Consider the following 20,193-nt stretch of genomic DNA (forward strand, 5'->3'; position numbering starts at 1 on the left):
CCGGCGTGCCGGACGGGGCTCAGGGCCCGCGCAGCTCCTTGAGCCGGGCCACGTCCGCCGCATGCCCCTCCTTGCCGCCCGGGGTCTCGACCACCAGCGGCACCCCCTCCGTCGCCGGGTGCCGAAACAGCTCACCGAACGGCTCCGCACCGATGTGACCCGCGCCGATGTTCTCGTGCCTGTCCTTGTGGGCGCCGACGACATCCTTGGAGTCATTGGCGTGGATCAGCTTCAGCCTGCCCTCGCCCGCGACCTCCACCAGCTCGTCCAGCAGCGCCTTGGTGCCGCCCGGCGCCGCCATGTCGTGCCCGGCCGCGAACGCATGACAGGTGTCAAGGCAGATCCCCAGCTTGGGGTGCCGGTCCAGCGCATCGAAGTACGGACCGAGATCTTCGGCCAGTGCGCACAGCGACGCCCCCTGCCCGGCCGTCGGCTCCAGCAGCAGCCACGGGTCGTCCGGGTGCGTCAGCTCGTCGAGCAAAGGCCGCATCCGCTCTCTGACCTGCGCCATCGCCGTCTCACGCGGCCGCCCGCCGGTCGCCGAGCCGGTGTGCACGACCACGCCCAGCGCACCGATCTCCCGGCCCCGGCGCAGCGAGTGGCGCAGCGAGAGCACGGATTTGTCGACGGTCGCCTCGGTGTGTGAACCGAAGTTGATCAGATACGGCGCATGGACGTACGCCGGGATCCCCTCCTGGTCGCAGGCCGCGCGGAACGCCTCGTCCTGTCCGGGGCTGCCGGGCAGCGTCGCCCAGCCGCGGGGATTGGCCACAAAGACCTGGACGACCTCGTCGCCCATCTCCCGGGCGTAGGGAAGGCCGGTCTTGGCCAGGCCGCCGGCCACCGGCACATGGCCGCCGACCGGGTTACGTGCACGGGCGCGCTGCGCGGCGCCCTCGGGGGAGGTACTCACCCTCCCAGGGTGCCAGGTGCCCCACGCCCGCCGGACGGCAGCCGTGGGGCAGGGACGGCGGGTCCTACAGGGCGCCCTTGAGCTCGATGGTGATCGTGCCGCCCTTCGGCGCCTTCTTGCCGGGATCGACGGACTGGCTGTCGACCGTGTCCTGCGGGAACAGCAACGGCTTCTTCACCTCGACCTGGAAGCCCAGATCCGTCAGCTGCTTCTTGGCGTCATCGACGTTCTTGCCGGTGACGTTCGGGACGGCGATCATCTCCGGGCCCTTGGAGAGCGTGAGGGTGACCGTGTCGCCCTTGCCGAGCTTCTTGCCCTCTGCCGGGGTCTGCCGGGCGACGGTGCCCTTGTCCTGGGTGGAGAACACCGGCCCCTCGGCGAAACGCACCTGGAAACCGGCCTCGCGCAGCGTGTTCGCCGCGTCCGCCCGGTCGCTGCCGAGCACGCCGGGCACATCGACCGCGGTGCCACGGCTGACCGTCAGCCCCACCCCCGTATCGGGCCGCCGCTTGGTCCCGGCATGCGGGTCCGTACGGATCACCGAGCCCTTGGCCACCTCGTCGCTGAACTCCCGGGTGACGGCGCCCGGCACCAGCCCGCGGTCGCGCAGCTTGCGCTTGGCGTCGGCGACCGGGGTGCCGGACAGGTCCGGGACGCTGACGATCTCCGGCCCGCGGGAGATGGTGAGGGTGACCGTGTCGGTGCCACGGATCCGCTTGCCGTTCTCCGGATCCACCTTCATGACGTGGCCGCGCTGCACGTTCGAGCTGAAGTCGCGCACCACCTTCACGCCCAGGCCGTCGTCCCGCAGGGTCTTCTCGGCCTTGGCCTGTGTCATCTCCAGCACCGCGGGGACGGTGGTGAACTGGCCGGAGTTGATGTACCAGACGCCCGTACCGACCCCGAGGACCAGCAGGACGGCCGCGATGACGGTGGCGAGCCGCCGCCGGCGGAGCCCGCGGCGGGGTGCCTCCTCGGCGGGCACCGGGCGCAGCCGGGTGGTCTGCTCGGAGGCCGTCGGCACCTCCAGCCGGCTGGTGCGGTTCAGCTCCGTCTCGCCGGCCCCCGGCAGCGGCGGCTGTATGCCATCGGTGCGGGGTATCACGTCCGTACGCTCGAAGCCTTCACCCGAGCTCCCCGGGGCCAGGTCCCTGGCCTCCGGCGGCACGATGTCCAGCTGGGCGTCGGTCAGCTGTGCCCGGGCCTCCTGCGCCCGGGACAGCAGCGCCACCGCGTCCTGCGGACGCACCTGCGGTTCGCGGGCACAGGCCAGCGCGACCAGCTCGTCCAGCTGCGGTGCGAGACCGGGCACCAGGCCGGACGGCGGCAGCACGTCCTCGTGCAGATGCTGGTAGAGGATCTGCGCCACGGTGCCGCCGGTGTGCGGCTTCCCGCCGGTCAGCATCTCGTAGAGCACCACACCGCAGGCATAGACATCGACCCGGGCGTCCGCGGTGCCGTGCTCCAACTGCTCGGGGGCGAGGTAGGAGACGGTGCCCAGGACGGAGCCGGTCGAGGCGGTGGTGTTGGTGTCCACCGCCCGCACCAGACCGAAGTCGGCGACCTTGACCCGGCCGTCGTCGCCGATCAGGACGTTCTCCGGCTTCATGTCGCGGTGCACCAGCCCGGCGCGGTGCGCGGCCCCCAGGGCGGCCAGGATCGGTTCCAGGATGTCCAGCGCGGCCCGTGGCTGCAGGGCGCCCCGCTCGCGCAGCACGTCGCGCAGCGTGCAGCCGGCGACGTACTCCATGGCCAGATACACGTACGTACCGTCCGTGCCCTGGTCGAAGACGCCCACCACATTCGAATGCGACAGCCGCGCGACCGACTTCGCCTCACGGATGAAGCGTTCGACGAACGCCCCGTCCGTGGCGAGCCCCGGGTGCATCACCTTCAGCGCGAGCACGCGGTCGAGCCGGGTGTCCATGGCCTGGTAGACCGTGGCCATACCGCCTGCGGCGATGCGCGCCTGGACGCGATAACGGCCGTCGAGCAGCTGGCCCACGAGCGGGTCCTGAAGGGTGGTATCCACGGCAGAAGAGTCTATGGCCTATGGGCCGCCTCCCACGATTTCGGCCTCCCCGCCGTGGTTGTCGCCCGCTTCGGGGCCCGCTGCGCGGTGCCACCGCCGCCCGCCTGCGGCGGGGGCGGGTCCGCTGCGCGGCGCTTTCGGGCTGCGGTGACGGGCCTGAGGGGCAGGGGTGGGGGAAGAAGGGCCGTGGGGTGTGCGTGACGGGTCGGGTGCGGCTCGTGGGCATGGGGCAAGGCAGGGCGGCACCACAACGGCGGGCAGCCGAAACGTGGGGCTAAAAAGCCGGCCGCTCGGGGTCGAAGGCGGCCACACCGTCCGTCGGTGAGGAGGCCAGCGCGAAGTGTCGCTGGGGGATGCGCCCCGCGCGGTACGCCAGTCGGCCCGCCGTCACCGCGTGGCGCATGGCGGACGCCATCAGCTCCGGCTCCTGGGCGCGGGTCACCGCGGACGCCAGCATCACGGCCGCGCAGCCCAGCTCCATGGCCAGTGAGACGTCCGACGCCGTGCCCGCGCCCGCGTCGAGGATGACGGGGACGCCGGCCCGCTCGGTGATCAGCTGGAAGTTGTGCGGGTTGCGGATGCCCAGGCCGGAGCCGATCGGCGAGCCCAGCGGCATGATCGCGGCGCAGCCCACGTCCTCCAGCTTGCGGGCCAGCACCGGATCGTCGTTGGTGTAGGGCAGCACGGTGAAACCGTCGTCCACCAGGGTTTCGGCGGCGTCCAGCAGCTCGATCGGGTCGGGCAGCAGGGTGCGCTCGTCGGCGACCACCTCCAGCTTGACCCAGTCCGTGCCGAGCGCTTCCCGGGCGAGCCGGGCGGTGAGCACGGCTTCGCCCGCGGTGAAGCAGCCCGCGGTGTTCGGCAGCACCTTGATCTTGTGCCGCTCCAGTACGGAGAGCACCGAGCCCTGCACGGTCGGATCCAGCCGCCGCATGGCGACCGTGGTCAGCTCCGTACCGGAGGCGAGCAGTGCCCGCTCCAGGACGTCGAGGCTGGGTGCGCCACCGGTCCCCATGATCAGGCGGGACGCGAAGGTGGTGCCGGCGAGGGTGAGGGGGTCCCCGCTCGCGGCGAAGTCGCTGCCGGATGCGGCGGGGGCCGTTCCCCGGAGCGCTGCGGTGTCGGTCATGTCTGCGGATCAGCCTCCCTGGACCGCGGTGAGCACCTCGACGCGGTCGCCGTCGGCGAGCCCAGTGGCGGACCACCGGGTACGGGGCACCACGGTCTCGTTGACCGCCGCGGCCACCCCGGCGGGTGCCTGGGACAGCGTCGCGACGAGCCGGTCGAGGGTGAGCCCGCCGGGGATCTCGCGGGTCTCCCCGTTGACGGACACCGAGACGGTGGGGGTGGGTGGGGCGGCGTTCATACGGGCTGCTCCTGTGGGGCACGGGTGCGCTCGGACCCCGGCGCGGCGATGGGGGTCCCCCCGTGCCGTTCAGGCGTGGGGGAGAAGCGCGCGGGGGAGAAGGGGCGGGCCTCTTCGGGAAGGAGGCCGGTGGCCAGTACCTCGGCCATCGCGTCACCGGTGACGGGGGTGAGCAGCACCCCGTTGCGGAAGTGGCCGGTGGCGAGGTGGAGGCCGGGCAGGGCGGTCGGCCCGAGCATCGGGGCGTTGTCGGGGGAGCCGGGGCGCAGACCGGCGCAGGTCTCGACGAGCGGCAGCTCGGTGATGCCGGGGACCAGTTCGTGGGCGTCGCGCAGCAACTCGTAGACGCCGCCGGCGGTCACGGTGGTGTCCCAGCCCAGCTCCTCGCTGGTGGCGCCGACGACCAGTTCGCCGTTCTCGCGCGGGACCAGGTAGAGCGGGCCGCCGCGGACGACCGCCCGTACGGTGCGGGAGAGGAAGGCGGGGCTGCCGGCGGGCATCTCCGGCAGCCGCAGCCGCAGTACCTGGCCCTTGACCGGCCGCACCCGGGGCAGCACCTCGCCGGGCACGCCGGCGAGCCGGCCGCTGTGGCTGCCCGCGGCCAGCACGACCTGACCGGCCGGCACCCGGGTCCCGTCGGCGAGTTCCGCGCCGGTGGCACGGCCGCCGTCGACCGTCAGCCGCACGGCCGCGCTCCGGTGGAAGGCCACCCCGGAGCGCACACAGGCGGTCAGCAGCGCGCTCGCCAGCCGGCGCGGATCGACCTGATGGTCGCCGTCCACCCGCAGCCCGCCGCGTACCCCGGGGGCCAGCATCGGCTCCAGGCGCCGGCACTCGCGCCCCGTGAGCCACTGTGACTCCAGTTCCGAGCGGATCTGCAGGGCGTGCAGTTCGCGCAGATGGGCGCGGTCGTCGGCGTCCAGCGCGACGGCCAGGGTGCCGCACCGCCGGTAGCCGACGGCCTGGCCCGCGGCCTCCTCCAGCTCTTCGACGAACCGGGGGTAGCGCCGGGCGGAGGCGAGGTTGAGGCCCAGCAGGGTCTGCTCGCCGTAGTGGAGCTCGGTGACCGCGGCCAGCATCCCGGCCGCGACCCGGGCGGCGCCGCCCCCGGGTGAGGGGTCGGCCACCGCGGCGCTCAGCCCGCGTACGGCCGCCCGCCAGGCGGTGACCAGGCCGATGATGCCGCCGCCGATGACCAGCACATCAGGGCTCTGCGGGGTGGGTTGTGATCGTGTGGCAGCTACGTGCATGGGTGTCCAGCCCCTCCCTTCGCCGGCATGACCCGGATCAGGTTCGTACGGTCGGAGGCCGGTCAGCCTCCCTCTCAGCCCGGTGCGTCCGGGCTCCCGCGAGTGCGTGTATCCGTCACCCTAATACGGGGCCGCGAGGCACCGTAAGGCAGCGCCGCGGCCTCCCGGGGGCCCGCGCCCCGGGCCGCCCGGACGGTGACGCTGTGTCAGAGATCTCCTTGCGCGCTGCTGCGAGCCGCCTCACACCCCGTCCTAGAGTGATCGGGTGAGCGAGCAGAGCAAGTCCTCCCAGGCCCCTGACCGCACGCCGCACGTCGTGATCGCCGGCGCCGGAATCGCGGGTGTGCAGACCGCCGTCGCCCTGCGCGAACAGGGCTGGCCCGGCGCGATCACGCTCCTCGGCGACGAGCCCCACCAGCCCTACGACCGTCCCCCGCTGTCCAAGGCGGTACTGCTGGGCAAGGCCGAGGGCTCCACCTTCGACGTCGACTTCGCAGCGCTCGGCATCACCCTCCACCTCAGCCGCCCGGTCACCGCCCTGGTGCCGGACGCCCATGTGATCGAGACGGCCGAGGGCCCGGTCCCCTACGACTACGCGGTCCTGGCGACCGGCGCCGACCCGGTCGTGCTGCCCGGCAGCGAGGGACTGCCCGGCGTCCATCTGCTGCGCACCCTGGACGACGCCAAGCGGCTGCGGCCGGTGCTCGCCGCCCAGCACGAGATCGTGGTCGTCGGGGCCGGCTGGATCGGAGCCGAGTTCGCGACCGCGGCGCGCGAGGCGGGCTGTGCGGTCACCGTCGTCGAGGCCGCCGACCGCCCGCTGGCCGGTGCGCTGCCCGCCGAGGTCGCCGCCCATATGACCGGCTGGTACGCGGACGCGGGCGCGGAGCTGCGCACCGGCGCCCGGGTCGCCTCCGTCACGGCGGGCGCGGTCACCCTCGACGACGGCACGGTGCTGCCCGCCGACGCGGTGGTCATCGGGATCGGCGCCCGCCCCGCGACCGGCTGGCTGGCCGGCTCGGGCGTCGAGCTCTCGCCGCGGGACGGCTCCGTACTGGCCGACGAGCAGCTGCGCACCTCCGTGCCCGATGTCTATGCGGTCGGCGACTGTGCCTCCTTCCCGTCGGGCCGCTACGGCGCCCGCCTGCTGATCCACCACTGGGACAACGCCCTCCAGGGCCCGCGCACGGTCGCCGAGAACATCGCCCGCGGCGAGGCGGAAGGGGTGGCCTACGACCCCGTTCCGTACTTCTGGTCGGAGCAGTTCGGCCGGTTCGTGCAGTACGTGGGCCACCACGGGGGCGCCGACGAGCTGGTCTGGCGCGGTGACCCGGCCGGGGCCGCCTGGTCGGTGCTCTGGCTGCGCAGTGAGGGGGGTCTGCGCGAAGCGCCGTCGGACCGGGGCGGTGGTGGGCGACGGGAGGGCAGGCTCGTCGCGCTGCTGGCCGTGGGGCGGCCCCGGGACCTCGCCCAGGGGCGCAAGCTGATCGAACGGGGCGTGGCCCTGGACCGGGAGCGGGCCGCGAATGCGTCGGTGCCGCTCAAGGCCGCGGCGCTGTAGGCGGGCGCGGGCTCCGGGAGCCGGGCGCGGGGCGCCCGGGAGCGCGGTGACCGGCGGTGGCCGGCCGGGCGCCGGCCGTCACCCTCCGGTGTGCGGCAGGCCTCCGATGGCGATGCCCGGCTACCGGCTGTCAGTGGGAGGTGGCAGGCTTGTCCTGTGACCGAGATTGACGCAAACATCGATGGACTCGTCCCCGCCTGGCTCACCCTCCCCGACATCGCCGAACAGTTCGGCGTCGAGGTGACGCGGGTCCGGCAGCTGGTCAAGGAGGGCCAGCTGATCGCGGTGCGCCGCGGCGAGAACCGGGCGCTGCACGTGCCCGCCGATTTCATCAAGGACGACAAGGTGGTCAAGGGCCTCGTCGGCACCCTCACCCTCCTCAAGGACGACGGTTTCACCGACGAGGAGATGCTGGAGTGGCTGTTCACCCCGGATGAGACCCTGCCCGGCACGCCCGCCCAGGCGCTGCGCGAGAATCGCGGCACGGAGGTGAAGCGCCGGGCCCAGGCGCTCGCCGTCTGACGCCATGACGCGGCCCGCACTTCGGCAGCCGCATCAGCATCCGTAACCGCATCCGCGGGGCGTACGGACCGGAAGGCCCGGCCCGTACGCCCCCGACCTGGGGGGAAGCCGCCCGATGACCACCGCACGCCCGGCTCTGTCCGATGCCAGGCTCTACCTCTGCACGGACGCCCGCCGGCGCCAGGGCGATCTCCCGCAGTTCCTGGACGCGGTGCTCGCCTCGGGTGTGGACATCGTCCAGCTGCGGGACAAGGGCATGGAGGCCGGCGAGGAGCTGCGGCATCTGGAGGTCTTCGCGGACGCCTGCCGGCGGCACGGCAAGCTGCTCGCGGTCAACGACCGCGCGGATGTCGCCCACGCGGCGGGCAGCGATGTTCTGCATCTCGGGCAGGGCGATCTGCCGGTCCCGGCCGCCCGCGCCCTGCTGGGCCCGGACGTCCTCATAGGCCGCTCCACCCACGCCGAGGCCGAGGTGGACGCCGCACTCACCGAACCGGGTGTGGACTACTTCTGCACGGGCCCGTGCTGGCCGACCCCCACCAAGCCCGGCCGCCACGCCCCCGGCCTCGACCTGGTCCGTTACGCCGCGGCCCGCGCTCCCGAGCGCCCTTGGTTCGCGATCGGCGGGATCGATGCCGGAAATCTGGACGAGGTGCTGCAGGCGGGCGCCCGCCGGATCGTGGTGGTCCGCGCCCTCACGGAGGCGGACGATCCGGGAGCGGCGGCCGCCGCACTGGCCCGGCGCATCCGGACCTGGGACGCCCCGGACACCTCCGCACCGTCGCGTCCGGCCCGCGCGGCCGGGTGACCGGGCACCGGGTAACCAGGTGACCTGCGTCACTGTGCGCGGTACCGGGAGCCGGCGGTCTCCTGACGCCCGGGCGACGGGAAAATGTCCACCCAGTGGACATCAACCCGGCCAACCAGGCATTACGCCCGACGCGGTTGGTGTGGGCCCGGCCGGTGGTTAACCTGCCGGTATGGCCCTAGGTACAGCTTCCACCAGGACTGATCGCGCACGAACGGTGCGCGACCTGCTTGCTTCCGGTAAGCAGTCGTATTCATTCGAGTTCGCCGCCCCCAAGACGGAGAAGGGCGAGCGGACCCTGTGGAACGCCATTCGCCGCATCGAGGCCGTCTCGCCGACGTTCGTCTCCGTGACGTACGGCGCCGGCGGCACCTCCCGTGACGGCACGGTGCGCGCCACCGAGCGCATCGCCACCGACACCACCCTGACCCCGGTCGCCCACCTCACCGCGGTCAACCACTCCACGGCCGACCTGCGCAACATCATCGGCCAGTACGCCGACGCCGGGATCCGCAATATGCTCGCGCTGCGCGGCGACCCGCCCGGCGACCCGATGGGCGAGTGGGTCAAGCACCCCGACGGCATCGGCTACGCCGCCGACCTGGTCCGGCTGATCAAGGAGTCCGGTGACTTCTGCGTCGGCGTCGCGGCCTTCCCCGAGATGCATCCGCGCTCGGCGGACTGGGACACGGACGTGGCGCACTTCGTCGCCAAGTGCCGGGCCGGCGCGGACTTCGCCATCACCCAGATGTTCTTCTACCCCGAGGACTACTTCCGGCTGCGGGACCGCGTTGCGGCGGCGGGTTGCTCGACGCCGATCATTCCGGAGATCATGCCGGTCACGAACGTGCGCCAGATCGAGAGGTTCGCTCAGCTCAGCAACGCGGCTTTCCCGCCCGAGCTGGCCGAGCGCATCCTCGCCGTCAAGGACGACCCGGCGGCGGTACGCTCCATTGGTATCGAGTACGCAACGGACCTGTGCGCACGCTTGATGGCCGAGGATGTTCCCGGGTTGCACTTCATTACCCTGAACCACTCCACGGCGACCCTGGAAATCTACGAGAATCTGGGGCTGCACCAGCAGTCCTGATCACGGTGGCCGGCGAGCGGCGGAAGAGGGGCGTATATGGGCTGGACGGTCCTCTACATCGCGTTCGGCCTGGTGGCACTGTGGCTGTTGGGTGAGGTCCTGCTCCAGAACAAGGCGCGGCTGCGCTGGCGGCTACTGGCCTTCGCCGGTTTTCTCGGCGTGGTCGTCGGTGTCATCATCCCGTCAATACTCGTGATCGGGCTGGGACTTGTCGCCTTCGCCATCGGGCAGACGAATGTGACGCTCTCCTTCCGTCGCGGCTTCACCACCGGCTGGGCCCTGCGCGGCATGCCCGGGGCGTCCGGTGACAGCGGCCGGCGCCGGAGGGCCCGCCCGTCCGAACCGCCCCCCGCCGACCCGACGCTGGAGGTCTCCGGCCTGGAGGCGGTGGCGCCCACCGAGGCCCCCGGCCGGGGCGGCGACGGGGGCCCGGACACCTTCGAGAGCACCGGCGGCTTCCAGCGGGTGGACCCCTACGCCGGGCAGGACACCTTTGCCGGGCAGGACACCTTCGCCGGGCAGGACACCTTCGCCGGGCAGGGCACCTACGGCGGGCCCGGTACCCCTGCGGGGCAGGACGGCTTCGCCGCGCAGGACACCTTCGTTGCCGGGCAGGAGGCCTTTGCCGCGCAGGAGACCGTGGTCGGACAGGGCTTCTACGGCTACACCCCCGGCGACGACTACCGCGGCCAGGACCCGTACCAGGGGCAGCAGCAGGATCAAGATGCCTACGCCACCCAGGCGTTCGCCGTCCAGGACGACTTCGCGCGGCCCGACAACGCCGCCGTCTACGCCCCCCAGCCGATGCCCGAGGAGACCGGTCAATACGGCATCTACAGCCCCGACGCCCGTGGCCAGCAGCCCGGTTACCACGGTTACGGCGGCTACGACGTCTACGACCCTGCTGCCGGCAACGGCAACGGCAACGGCAACGGCAACGGCAACGGCTATGCGTACGGCGGCGGTTACGACCAGACCGGAGCCGGCCAGGACCCCTACGCCGACCCCTATGCGGCCTACGGCGACGGCCAGGCCCAGGCCCAGGCCCAGCAGGCGCCCTACACCGACCCGTACCTCGGCGGCCAGCAGTACGCCGCCTCCTACGACCCCTACCAGCAGGCGGACCCCTACCAGCAGGCGGACCCCTACGCCTCATCTCCCTACGCGGCGCAGCAGTACGACGCCCAGGGACAGCCGCTCGGCCAGGGGTACGGCGAGACCCCGCCCGGTGGCGTCTGGGTCCCGCAGCAGCGCGACGGCGAACTCCCGCCCGAGCAGCAGCCCTACCCGCCCTACCAGCAGCCGGGGTACGACGGGCAGCAGTACCGCTACTGAGCAGCACCGCTGCTGAGCGGACGAAACGCGCGGCCGATGGCGCGCCGCACCGTCCCGCGGCGGCCCCGGCCCGGACAGCGCCTGCGGGACAGCCTCTGCCGGGACAGCCCCGCCCCGCCCCGCCGCTCAGCTGGAGCCGTGCCAGTCGTCGCCGTTCACGATCAGGCCCGCAACGATCGCACCGGACATCCCGGCATGCGCCGGTCCGCCGCCCGGATGCGACCAGCCGCCGACCGTGTAGAGCCCCGGTATCCGGGTGCGGTTGCCGGGCCGCAGGAAGCGGCCTTCGCGGCCGGCCAGCGCCGGTCCCGGCGCCAGTCCGTCCGGCGTCGGCGGCAGCACCTCCCGCCACAGCATCCGCTCCCGCAGCCCGGGAACGGCCGCCTCTGCGATCTCGGTCATCCGCTCCGCGCAGGCCGCCGCGGTCTCCCCGCCCGCCCAGTCGACCGGGCCGGGCGGGGCCACCGTCGCGGTCAGGGTCACCGCCTCATGGGCCTCGTCCGGCCGGGACGCCGGATCGTCCGGGCGCAGCACCGTCACCGTGGGCCGGGCGCACGGGGTCCGTGGCCCGGAGCCGTCGCCGAACACGCCCGCCAACTCGGCCTCGCGGTCCGGGGCATGGACCACCGTCCGGTGCACGGCATCCGCGGGGCGCGCGCCGCGCAGTGCCAGACAGACGGTGAGCCGTCCGGTGGCCCGGTCACCCGGGCCCAGGTCGGGCCGCACCTCGTCGGCACCCCACGGCTCCCTTCCCCCGCAGAGCTCCACCAGCCGCACCGGATCGATGCCCGCGACCACGAACTCGGCCTCGGCCACCCGGCCGTCGGCCAGCTCGACGCCCGCCGCCCGGCCCTCCTTCTCCACGACTGCGGTCACCGCCGTGCCGAAGCCGAACTCCACCTTGCGCGCCAGGCACCGCTCGTACAGCGCGTCGGCCAGCGCCCGCATACCGCCGCGCGGATACCAACTACCGAAGGTCTGCTCCATGTACGGCAGCACGACGGCGCTCGCCGGGGCGCTGCGCGGGTCGAAGCCGTACGCCAGCGTATGGCTCTCCAGCAGCGCGGTCAGCCGGGGGTCGGCCAGCTCGCGGCGCGCCACCTCGGCGAGGGTGGCGGTGGTGGGGCCCTTGCCCCGGCCGAACAGCCCGCGCCTGCGCACCGCCGGATACGGATCGCGCCCCAGCACCCGCCAGTCCTGCCACAGCGGCTCCTCCAGGAGCGGGCGGCGGGTGGCGTCCCAGGCCTCGCGGGCGCGGCCCATCAGGTCGCTCCAGCGTTCACCGAGGCCCGCGCCCAGCGCCTCGTCGAGGGCCGCCAGCACCCCGGCCCGCGAGGCGTTCGGCAGCGAGACGGCAGTTCCGTCGGCGAAGACGTGCCGGCCGGCGGGGTCGACCTGGGACAGCTCGACGCAGCTCTCCAGCGGCTCGCGGCCGGTCTTGAGGAACAGGTCGCGGTAGACGGCCGGCAGATGCAGCAGGCCGGGGCCCGTATCGAAGGCGAAGCCGTCCCGCTCCCGCCGTTGCAGGGCGCCGCCATGGGCCGCGCCGCGCTCGAACACCGCCACCCGGTGGCCCGCGACGGCCAGCCGGGCAGCGGCTGCCATCGCGCCCATCCCGGCGCCGATCACCGCAATCCGTGCCATGCCTGCGACTTTATCCGGACCCACTGACAACGCCGCTGCCAGGCCGGGGAGCCGACCTGGCAGCGACAGCGACAGCGGTAGCCCGCCGCCGGGGCGGCGGGCCATCAGACCGCCGGGGGCAGCGCCTCGCCCGCCGCGGCGGGCCGCTTCTCCTCGCGCCGCTGCCGGCGGCGCCGCAGGAAACGGCGGATCCGCGACCACAGGAGCACCACCAGTGCGATGCCCGCGGCCAGCAGCGCCGCCGCGATGACCGCCGCGGCCACCGGATGGAACACCGCGAAGGCGATGATCCCGGCGACGCCCAGGTCCTCGGCGAGGCTCAGCACGATATTGCTGGCCGGCTCCGGCGAGGTGTTGACCGCGATCCGGGTACCCGCCTTGACCAGATGGCTCAGCAGCGCCGTGGAACCGCCCACCGCACCCGCCGCCAGTTCGGGCAGCGAGCCGTTGTGGCCGGCCAGCAGCGCCGCCACGACGGCGCCGGCCAGCGGCCGGATCACCGTGTGCACCGCGTCCCAGACCGAGTCGACGTACGGGATCTTGTCGGCGACCGCCTCGCACAGGAAGAGCACCCCGGCCACGATCAGCACATCGGGGCGCTGCAGCGCCGCGGGCACCTCATCGGTGACGCCGGTCGCGCCGAGCAGGCCGAAGAGCAGGACGACGGCGTAGGCGTTGATCCCGCTCGCCCAGCCACTGGTGAACACCAAGGGAAGTACGGACACGCGGGAAAGCGTAGGCCCCGGCCGGGGACCGGTGCTCAGGATCGCGGGCTTCGGCCCGGGGCCGGTGCTCAGGAACACAGGCTTCGGCTGGGGGCCGGTGCTCAGGGTTGAGTATCCGTACTCAGACACCGAGATGAGTAGGTACGCGGATGGGCCGGTAGCCGCCCGGAAGGAAGAGTGGGGACCACGGAAGGGAAGCGGCGCCGCACCGCCGACACGGGGCGGCGGAGCGGCGCGGCTCCCGGACGTGACGGGGGAACACGGGGGAAGCACGGGGGAGTACGGGGGAAGCGCTGTCCTGGTCGGATCGCTGGGGGAACGATCCGCGCCAGGGCAGCGCACTCTTTTGTGCGGGTCCCGGGGGAAGGCGGCGTGCGTCGTACCTGACCACTACGGCGCGCACGCGCTGCCTCCCCCGGGAGGCCCGGCCCGGCTACGAGGGGTGGCCGCTGACCCGCCCCTGGAGCAGTCGCGACAGCGCCGCGTGCACCTCGTCGATCGACCGGTCCGGCTGGTAGGACTGCCAGTCCAGGGCGGCCACCAGCACCATCCCGAACAGCGCCGACGCGGTCAGCGGGATGTCGATCTCCTCGCTCAGCTCCCCGCCCGCCACCGCCCCGCGCAGCACGTCCTCCACCACCGTGATGGCCCGCTCGCGCACCACCATCAGCGTCGACTGCCAGGCCCGGTTGGTGCGCCACAGCTCGGCCACGTAGAGCTGGGTGAGCGCCGGGTAACGGGAGATGAAGTCCAGCCCGGCCCGGATCATCGCGTCGAGCGCGTCGATCCGGCTGCCGCCCCGGCCGGTGACCTCCTCGGCGGCCGCCTGCAGGGAGGTCGCCAGCATCTCGATGCCGTGCCGCAGCAGCTCTTCGAAGAGCACGTTCTTGCTCGCGAAGTTGTAGTAGACCGTGCCCTTCGCGACGCCCGCCCGGTCGGCGATCTCGTCCACCGTGGTGGAGGAGAAGCCCTGTTCGGCGATGAGCGTGACCGCGGCTTCGAAGAGCTTGCGCCGGGTGGCGTCGCGGCGTGTATTGGAGCTGTCCATGGGGGCGATTGTGCCGGTCCCCGCGGATCGGTGCGCGGCGCGGTGAGGCGGCCCCCGGACGGGCGGCTCCGGGGGAGCCGCCGGGCGGGCGGTGACGGGCGCCGGGCGGGCGGCGGCCGGGCCGGCGCTCACAGGCTCAACTCCGGGTGAAGGTCCTTCATCCGCACCACCTGGCGCCCGCGCGCCGTCAGGGACGTCAGCACGAGCGCCCCCGCGGTGAACGCCACCAGCACCACGCTGCCCTGCCACACGGGCGCGACCTCCCCGCCGGTGATCAGCCGGCGCAGCCCCTCCACGACGTAACTCATCGGCAGATACGGGTGGATGGCGGCGAAGAAGCCCGGACTGGTCTGCACGGGGTAGGTGCCGCCCGCCGAGGTCAGCTGGAGCATCAGCAGCGCCAGCACCAGGATCCGGCCGGCCGGGCCGAACCGTGCGTTCAGCCACTGCACGATCGCCGAGAAACAGGCCGTGACCAGCACGAGGAAGCCGATCGTGCCGGCCGCCCGCACCATCTCCAGGCCGATCGCGAAGTGCAATACGGCCATCAGGGCGGCGGTCTGCAGCACCCCCACACCGAACACCGGCAGCCATCCGGACACCGCCACCCGCCAGGAGGGGGCGCCCATCGCCAGCGCCCGCCGGTTCAGCGGCTGGATCAGCATGTACGCCACCATCGCGCCGACCCACAGGGACAGCGGGATGAAATACGGGGCGAACCCGGTGCCGTAGTTCGGCGCCTTGTGGGCGGCGTCCGAGGCCAGCTGGACGGGGTCGGACATGACCTGGGTGCGTGCGTCGCGGTCCTTCTTGCCGTAGTCGGGGATCTGCTTCGCCCCGTCGTGCAGCCCGCCGGCCAGCTTCTGCGACCCGTCGGAGAGCTTGAACATGCCGCCGTTCAGTGTGTGGGCGCCGTCCTTGAGCCTGCCCACACCGGAGTCGAGGTCGCCCATACCGGCCGCGGCCCGGCCCGTACCGTCGTGCAGCTGGTGCGCGCCGTTGTCGAGCTCGTCCGCGCCGGCGGCCAGCCGGGCGTTGCCCGCGGCCAGCTTGCGCGCCCCCGCGGACACCTTGTGAGCCCCGTCGTTGAGATCGTTGATCTTCTTGACGGCGGCGTCCATGTCGGCGCCCAGGGTCGGCCCGTGCCGCGCCAGCTCGCCCGCCAGGGAGTGCAGCGTGTCCAGGTCCCGGCCCAGTCGGTCGAGGTTCTTCTGGTCGTGGACGTACCCGCTGACCTCCTCGGCCCGGTCCGCCGCGGTGGCCGCCTCCTCCTTGAGCTGCTTCAGCTCCGTGCAGGAGGTGTCGAGCCGCACCGCGCTCTCACAGCGCAGCCGGTAGTAGGCGGCCAGATGGCCGGAGATCCCCCGGGAGAGCTTCGCCCCGTCGGCGGCCGCTTCGGGGAGCTTGGCGAGGTGGTCACGCACCGCCTGCGAACCGTCGGCGACGAGCTGCGCCGCCTCACCGATCTCCTTGCCGTGCGCCCGGATGAAGGGCCCCACCTTGCCGGCGACCGCGTTGACCGTATCGGCCAGCTGCTGGGTTCCCTGCGCCACCTGCCCGGAACCGTCGGCCAGTTGGCGTGAGCCGTGGGCGGCACTCCCGGCTCCCCGGGCGAGGCCGGAGCTGCCCCGGGAGAGCCGCCCCGCGCCCGCGTCGAGGTCGCCCAGGCCCGTGACCAGCTTGCCGCTGCCGTCCTTCGCGGTGCCCAGGCCGTCGGCCAGTGCGCCCGCGCCGTGCCGGGCCTGCCCGATGCCGTCGTTGAGCCGGTCGGCGCCGTCCGCGGCCTGCTCGGTCTTGCCGTGCAGCGTCGAGAACGAGACAAAGATCTTGTCGAGGAAGGTACGCGCCGACTTCGTGGAGGCCGCGGAACGCACCTCGGAGAACACCGTCCGGGAGATCTGCCCGACGATGTAGTTGTTCGCGTCGTTCGTCCGTACCTTGAGGGCGCCGGTCTCCGGGTGGTCCCCGGAACTGGAGGCGATCCGCCGGCTGAATTCCGTCGGGATCGTCAGCGAGAGGTAGTACGAGCCGTCCTCGACGCCCCGTGCGGCCTCCTTGGCGTCCACGGGGCGCCAGTCGAAGGTGTGGCTGCCGGCCAGCCCGTCGACGATGCTGTCGCCGGCCGAGAGGTGCTTCCCGCCGACGGCCGCACCGCTGTCCTCGTTGACCAGCGCCACCGGGATCTTGTCCAGCCGCCCGTACGGGTCCCAGAAGGACCACAGGTACAGCGCGCCGTACAGGAGCGGCAGCAGGAGAAGGGCGGCCAGCGCGGCCCGCGGCAGCTTCCCCCTCCCGAACCGCTTCAGCTCAAGCGCGGCCAGCTTCGGCGAGCGCATCGGCGGCCTCCTCCTCATCGTCGGGGCCGTCGTTCTTGCCGGCCTTGGCGGCCTTGCCGGCCTTGGCGGCCTTGCCGGCCTTGGCGGCCTTGCCGGCCTTGGCGGCCTTGGCGGCCTCGTCGCCGTCCTGCTCGTCTGCGGCGTCAGCGGTGGCCGTCGCGTTCGTGGTGGCTGTCGCGTCCGTGGTGTCCGTGGTGGCCGTCGCGTTCGTGGTGTCCGTGGCGGCTGTCGCGTCCGCGGTGTCCGCGGTGTCCTTGGCGTCCTTGGCGTCCGTGGTGGCGGGGGAATCGCCGGACGTGCCCTTCGGGGTGTTCCGCTCCGGGCGGCCGCCCGTGTGGACCAGCACCACGCCCTCGCCGTCCACCGGCGGCTCGCTGCACACCGCCAGCACGGTCGTACCGGCCGCCGCCAGGCCGCGCAGCAACGCCCAGACCGCGACGCGCTCGTCGCCGGACAGCTTCAGATCGGTGTCGTCGACGGCCAGCAGCCGCGGGCCGCCGATCAGCGCGAGAGCCACGGACAGCCGCAGCGCCTCCAGTCGCTCCAGGTCGCGGACGGACGTACGGATCCCCTTGGGCAGCGCCTCCGGGTCGAGTCCGGCCGCGGCGAGGGCGGTGTCCACCAGGGCGCGGGCTTCGGCCCGGCGCTCCTGCCGCGGCCGCAGCAGCGCTCGCAGCGAACCGCCGAACCGGCCCTGCAGCAGGGCACGTTCCCGCAGGTGCTCGCCCACCGTGAGGGCGGGATCGAGCTCGGCGACCCCAGGCACATGGGCGAGTGCGGTGACGGACCGGACAGCGGCCCTTTTCTCCGGCAGCGGCAGTCCGCCGACCTCGGCGGTGCCGGCGGCGGACTTCATCCGGCCGGTGAGCGCGAGCAGCAGACACGTACGGCCCGAACCCGAAGGGCCCTGCACGGCGATCAGTGAGCCGGGGCCGGCAGCGATGTCGATGTTCCGGAACGCCCACCCGCGGGGGCCCTTGACCCCGAATCCCGTGGCCGTGACCGCCGCCCCGCGCGGGGTGCTGTCCACGATCCCCTCCTTGAACTGACTGGTCAGTTCAAAAAGTATGCGGCATGCCACCCCCTGTTCCGCAAGGGGGTGTTGGGAATCCGGCTCGGAAATCTGCCCCGGGCATCCGCCCCGCCGCATGTCCCCTTTCCGACGAAAGTGCAGGTCAGTGCCGATTGTCAGTGGCGTACGCCACGATGGCTTCATACGGTCACGAACCGGCATGCGGTCCCGAACCGGTATGCGACGACAGGAGGTTCGTCATGGCAGCTCGTCCCAGCGGGGGCAGCTCCGCTGCGTACGGTCCCCCGAGCGATGTCCACCCCGTCCTGCGAAGGGCGGCCGCGCCACCCGCCGCCCTCACCTTGCTCGCCCAGGCCCAGCAGGGCCTCGACGAAGCGGAGACCCTGGAAACCCCCAATGAGCGGTTCGCCACGGCCCATCTGGCCGCGCTGCGCACCGCCGCCGCCGTCCTCGCCGTCCGCGGCCGGCCGGAGAGCACCCTGCGTCGCAGGCAGCGTATCCGCAGCGCCTGGGAGGTTCTTCCCGAGGTGGCGCCCGAACTCTCCGAGTGGAGCGCCCTCTTCGCCGCCGGCGCCGCACGCCGGGCGAAGGCCGAGGCCGGTATAGCCGGTGCGGCCTGCCGCCGGGACGCCGACGATCTGCTGCGCGACGCCGCCATGTTCCTGCGCCTGGTGGAGCGGATGCTGCTCCTCCAGCCGTCGCTGCCGCCACAGCGGGCGGGATAGGAACGGCGCAATCGCGGTCGGCGGGGGGCCGGGGCGGCAGGGTGCCGGCGGCGGGGGAGTGGGGAGGGGAGGGGAGGGGAGGGGAGGGGAGGGGAGGGGAGGGGAGGGGGCGGGGCCCCGGGGGAGGGGGAGGAGGAAGCGCCGTCCGCCGTTACATCGTCCGCCGTCCGGCCCGCGTCCCCCGGCGTCCCGCCAGCCCCGGTGTCCCGCCAGCCCCGGCGCCCGACCGGCTCCGCGGACGGCGGACGCTGGACGGCGCGGGACGGAATAGGGTGGTGGACGCCTAGACGTTCATGCCCCCGCCGAGGAGCCACCCGCCGTGTCTGACCCGCTGCGCCCCCGCGCCTCCCTTCGTACCGCCGTGGTCTGGGACGTCCTCAAGGACGCCCTGGAGCGCCGGGTCAAGGCCGCCGGGCGCGACGCCCTGGACGTCCTCGACACCGGCGGCGGCACCGGCAACTTCGCCGTGCCGGTCGCCCGCCTCGGCCACCGCGTCACGGTCGTCGACCCCAGCCCCAACGCCCTCTTCGCCCTGGAGCGCCGCGCCGCGGAGGCGGGCGTCGCCGACCGGGTACGCGCGGTGCAGGGCGACGCCCACGGTCTGTTCGACGTCGTCGAGCGCGGCGTCCATGACGTCGTGCTCTGCCACGGCGTGCTGGAGTACGTGGACGACCCGGCCGAGGGCGTCCGCAACGCCGTCGACGCGCTGCGCCCGGCCGGCACCCTCAGCCTGCTCGCGGCCGGTCTGGGCGGCGCGGTCCTCGCACGCGCCCTCGCGGGCCACTTCACCGAGGCCCACCAGGCCCTCACCGACCCGTCCGGACGCTGGGGCGAGGGCGACCCGATGCCGCGCCGGTTCACCGCCGACCAGCTCACCGATCTGGTGTCCGCCACGGGTCTGCAGGTCGGCGCGGTGCACGGCGTGCGGGTCTTCGCCGATCTCGTCCCCGGGGTGCTGGTCGACACCGAGCCGGGCGCCATGGACGCCCTGCTGAAGCTCGAAGCGGCCGCGGCCGAACAGCCCGCCTTCCACTCCGTGGCCACTCAGTTGCACGTCCTCGCCGAGCGCGACTGACCCACCCGGCACACCCGGCTACCGCGTGCAGTCGGCCACAGACCACCCGATCAGCCCCTTCGCCCCGTATGATCGGGGTACGACGTTCCGGCATGGCGGACGGGCGGGTGGGGAATGCAGGCAGCATCACCACCGGTCGCCGCGGCGGCCCGGACAGTGAATTGGCGTCGAGGGGCGGGTTTCACGGGGACGATTCCCTGCCTATCCTGAAAGGGTCGCACCCCGGTCGCCCCCGCGACCGACGAGTAGGAGGACTCCGTGCCGCTCTCGGAGCACGAGCAGCGCATGCTCGAGCAAATGGAGCGAGCGCTGTACGCCGAAGATCCCAAGTTCGCGACAGCGCTTGAGGGAAGCGGGCTGCGTACGTACACCCGGCGACGGGTCTACCAAGCGGTCGCGGGCTTCCTGGTGGGTATCGCCCTGCTCATGGCCGGCATGGTCGCGCAGCAGATCTGGATCAGCGTGGTGGGATTCCTCGTCATGCTCGGCTGCGCAGTGCTGGCGGTCACGGGCTGGCGCAAGGCCCCCAAGCCGGGTGCGCAGCAGTCCGGCGCGGGTTCCGGAGGTGGTGCACCGGCGCGCCGACAGGCCAGGCAGCGGCGCTCGATGATGAACCGCATCGAGGACCGCTGGCAGCGGCGCAGGGACGAACAGCAGGGCCACTGAGCAACAGGCAGCGCAGCTGAGCAACAACAGGGTCGCTGAGGAACAGCAGGACCTTTGAGCTGAC

General features: G+C 73.1%; 18 protein-coding genes and 1 riboswitch. Of the genes, 8 read left to right on the forward strand and 10 right to left on the reverse strand.

Annotation, left to right across the window (positions count from 1 at the left end):
* Positions 1–19: 19 nt before the first annotated feature.
* The 5 genes from ACGFR7_RS15975 to thiO form a co-directional block, all read right to left on the reverse strand.
* A complete protein-coding gene (locus ACGFR7_RS15975) occupies positions 20–913 on the reverse strand; it encodes a deoxyribonuclease IV (RefSeq protein ID WP_393318707.1) in 894 nt (297 codons plus the stop codon).
* Positions 914–977: 64 nt separating this feature from the next.
* Positions 978–2,945: a Stk1 family PASTA domain-containing Ser/Thr kinase gene (pknB, locus tag ACGFR7_RS15980; RefSeq protein ID WP_393318710.1), complete on the reverse strand. Its 1,968-nt coding sequence runs from the start codon at positions 2,943–2,945 to the stop codon at positions 978–980.
* Between the two features lie 274 nt (positions 2,946–3,219).
* Positions 3,220–4,074 (reverse strand): thiazole synthase, encoded by an 855-nt coding sequence (locus tag ACGFR7_RS15985; protein ID WP_393318713.1) that lies wholly within the window; start codon positions 4,072–4,074, stop codon positions 3,220–3,222.
* 9 nt (positions 4,075–4,083) lie between these two features.
* Positions 4,084–4,311 carry a sulfur carrier protein ThiS gene (thiS, locus tag ACGFR7_RS15990; protein ID WP_393318715.1) on the reverse strand — a complete coding sequence of 76 codons (228 nt, stop codon included), beginning with the start codon at positions 4,309–4,311 and terminating at the stop codon, positions 4,084–4,086.
* On the reverse strand, positions 4,308–5,561 hold the full coding sequence (gene thiO / locus ACGFR7_RS15995) for a glycine oxidase ThiO (protein WP_393318718.1): 1,254 nt from the start codon (positions 5,559–5,561) through the stop codon (positions 4,308–4,310). Before thiO ends, thiS begins: the two co-directional genes overlap by 4 nt.
* Positions 5,559–5,671, reverse strand: a riboswitch (TPP riboswitch). It overlaps the preceding gene by 3 nt.
* 155 nt (positions 5,672–5,826) lie before the next feature.
* On the opposite strand from thiO, the gene ACGFR7_RS16000 reads away from it, so the two are divergent.
* From ACGFR7_RS16000 to ACGFR7_RS16020, 5 genes are all read left to right on the forward strand, one after another.
* Positions 5,827–7,122, forward strand: a complete 1,296-nt coding sequence (locus tag ACGFR7_RS16000; RefSeq protein WP_393318721.1) for an NAD(P)/FAD-dependent oxidoreductase — start codon at positions 5,827–5,829, stop codon at positions 7,120–7,122.
* A gap of 156 nt (positions 7,123–7,278) precedes the next feature.
* Positions 7,279–7,644 (forward strand): Rv2175c family DNA-binding protein, encoded by a 366-nt coding sequence (locus tag ACGFR7_RS16005; protein ID WP_364876876.1) that lies wholly within the window; start codon positions 7,279–7,281, stop codon positions 7,642–7,644.
* A gap of 115 nt (positions 7,645–7,759) precedes the next feature.
* Entirely contained in the window at positions 7,760–8,452 is a 693-nt protein-coding gene (gene thiE, locus ACGFR7_RS16010) for a thiamine phosphate synthase (protein ID WP_393318724.1), read from the forward strand.
* A 172-nt stretch (positions 8,453–8,624) separates the two neighbouring features.
* Entirely contained in the window at positions 8,625–9,542 is a 918-nt protein-coding gene (gene metF / locus ACGFR7_RS16015; RefSeq protein ID WP_393318727.1) for a methylenetetrahydrofolate reductase [NAD(P)H], read from the forward strand.
* A 36-nt stretch (positions 9,543–9,578) separates the two neighbouring features.
* Complete coding sequence (locus tag ACGFR7_RS16020; protein WP_393318730.1) at positions 9,579–10,877, forward strand: hypothetical protein; 1,299 nt, start codon at positions 9,579–9,581, stop codon at positions 10,875–10,877.
* Between the two features lie 126 nt (positions 10,878–11,003).
* Here the strand turns inward: ACGFR7_RS16020 and ACGFR7_RS16025 are convergent, their stop codons facing one another.
* The 5 genes from ACGFR7_RS16025 to ACGFR7_RS16045 form a co-directional block, all read right to left on the reverse strand.
* Complete coding sequence (locus tag ACGFR7_RS16025) at positions 11,004–12,521, reverse strand: phytoene desaturase family protein (protein WP_393318733.1); 1,518 nt, start codon at positions 12,519–12,521, stop codon at positions 11,004–11,006.
* A 104-nt stretch (positions 12,522–12,625) separates the two neighbouring features.
* A complete protein-coding gene (locus ACGFR7_RS16030; protein WP_393318736.1) occupies positions 12,626–13,246 on the reverse strand; it encodes a DUF4126 domain-containing protein in 621 nt (206 codons plus the stop codon).
* Positions 13,247–13,679: 433 nt separating this feature from the next.
* A complete protein-coding gene (locus ACGFR7_RS16035) occupies positions 13,680–14,294 on the reverse strand; it encodes a TetR/AcrR family transcriptional regulator (protein WP_393318739.1) in 615 nt (204 codons plus the stop codon).
* A 128-nt stretch (positions 14,295–14,422) separates the two neighbouring features.
* Entirely contained in the window at positions 14,423–16,630 is a 2,208-nt protein-coding gene (locus ACGFR7_RS16040; protein ID WP_393318742.1) for a YhgE/Pip family protein, read from the reverse strand.
* Positions 16,602–17,660: an ATP-binding cassette domain-containing protein gene (locus ACGFR7_RS16045; RefSeq protein ID WP_393318746.1), complete on the reverse strand. Its 1,059-nt coding sequence runs from the start codon at positions 17,658–17,660 to the stop codon at positions 16,602–16,604. Before ACGFR7_RS16045 ends, ACGFR7_RS16040 begins: the two co-directional genes overlap by 29 nt.
* Before the next feature lie 242 nt (positions 17,661–17,902).
* Between ACGFR7_RS16045 and ACGFR7_RS16050 the strand changes: the two genes are divergently transcribed.
* The 3 genes from ACGFR7_RS16050 (at position 17,903) to ACGFR7_RS16060 (ending at position 20,129) form a co-directional block, all read left to right on the forward strand.
* Positions 17,903–18,388 carry an SAV_6107 family HEPN domain-containing protein gene (locus ACGFR7_RS16050; RefSeq protein WP_393318749.1) on the forward strand — a complete coding sequence of 162 codons (486 nt, stop codon included), beginning with the start codon at positions 17,903–17,905 and terminating at the stop codon, positions 18,386–18,388.
* A 319-nt stretch (positions 18,389–18,707) separates the two neighbouring features.
* Positions 18,708–19,463: a methyltransferase gene (locus tag ACGFR7_RS16055; RefSeq protein WP_393318752.1), complete on the forward strand. Its 756-nt coding sequence runs from the start codon at positions 18,708–18,710 to the stop codon at positions 19,461–19,463.
* Between the two features lie 258 nt (positions 19,464–19,721).
* Positions 19,722–20,129: a DUF3040 domain-containing protein gene (locus ACGFR7_RS16060; RefSeq protein ID WP_350250419.1), complete on the forward strand. Its 408-nt coding sequence runs from the start codon at positions 19,722–19,724 to the stop codon at positions 20,127–20,129.
* Positions 20,130–20,193: the final 64 nt, after the last annotated feature.

It is taken from the genome of Streptomyces sp. NPDC048516, assembly GCF_043199875.1.
Taxonomy (GTDB): domain Bacteria; phylum Actinomycetota; class Actinomycetes; order Streptomycetales; family Streptomycetaceae; genus Streptomyces.

Bases quoted from the DNA above. Each gene is read 5' to 3' on its own strand.
- ACGFR7_RS15985 (WP_393318713.1), bottom strand. From the start codon at position 4,074: ATGACCGACACCGCAGCGCTCCGGGGAACGGCCCCCGCCGCATCCGGC.
- thiS (WP_393318715.1), bottom strand. From the start codon at position 4,311: ATGAACGCCGCCCCACCCACCCCCACCGTCTCGGTGTCCGTCAACGGG.
- thiO (WP_393318718.1), bottom strand. From the start codon at position 5,561: ATGCACGTAGCTGCCACACGATCACAACCCACCCCGCAGAGCCCTGAT.
- thiE (WP_393318724.1), top strand. From the start codon at position 7,760: ATGACCACCGCACGCCCGGCTCTGTCCGATGCCAGGCTCTACCTCTGC.
- metF (WP_393318727.1), top strand. From the start codon at position 8,625: ATGGCCCTAGGTACAGCTTCCACCAGGACTGATCGCGCACGAACGGTG.
- ACGFR7_RS16020 (WP_393318730.1), top strand. From the start codon at position 9,579: ATGGGCTGGACGGTCCTCTACATCGCGTTCGGCCTGGTGGCACTGTGG.
- ACGFR7_RS16025 (WP_393318733.1), bottom strand. From the start codon at position 12,521: ATGGCACGGATTGCGGTGATCGGCGCCGGGATGGGCGCGATGGCAGCC.
- ACGFR7_RS16035 (WP_393318739.1), bottom strand. From the start codon at position 14,294: ATGGACAGCTCCAATACACGCCGCGACGCCACCCGGCGCAAGCTCTTC.
- ACGFR7_RS16040 (WP_393318742.1), bottom strand. From the start codon at position 16,630: ATGCGCTCGCCGAAGCTGGCCGCGCTTGAGCTGAAGCGGTTCGGGAGG.
- ACGFR7_RS16050 (WP_393318749.1), top strand. From the start codon at position 17,903: ATGGCAGCTCGTCCCAGCGGGGGCAGCTCCGCTGCGTACGGTCCCCCG.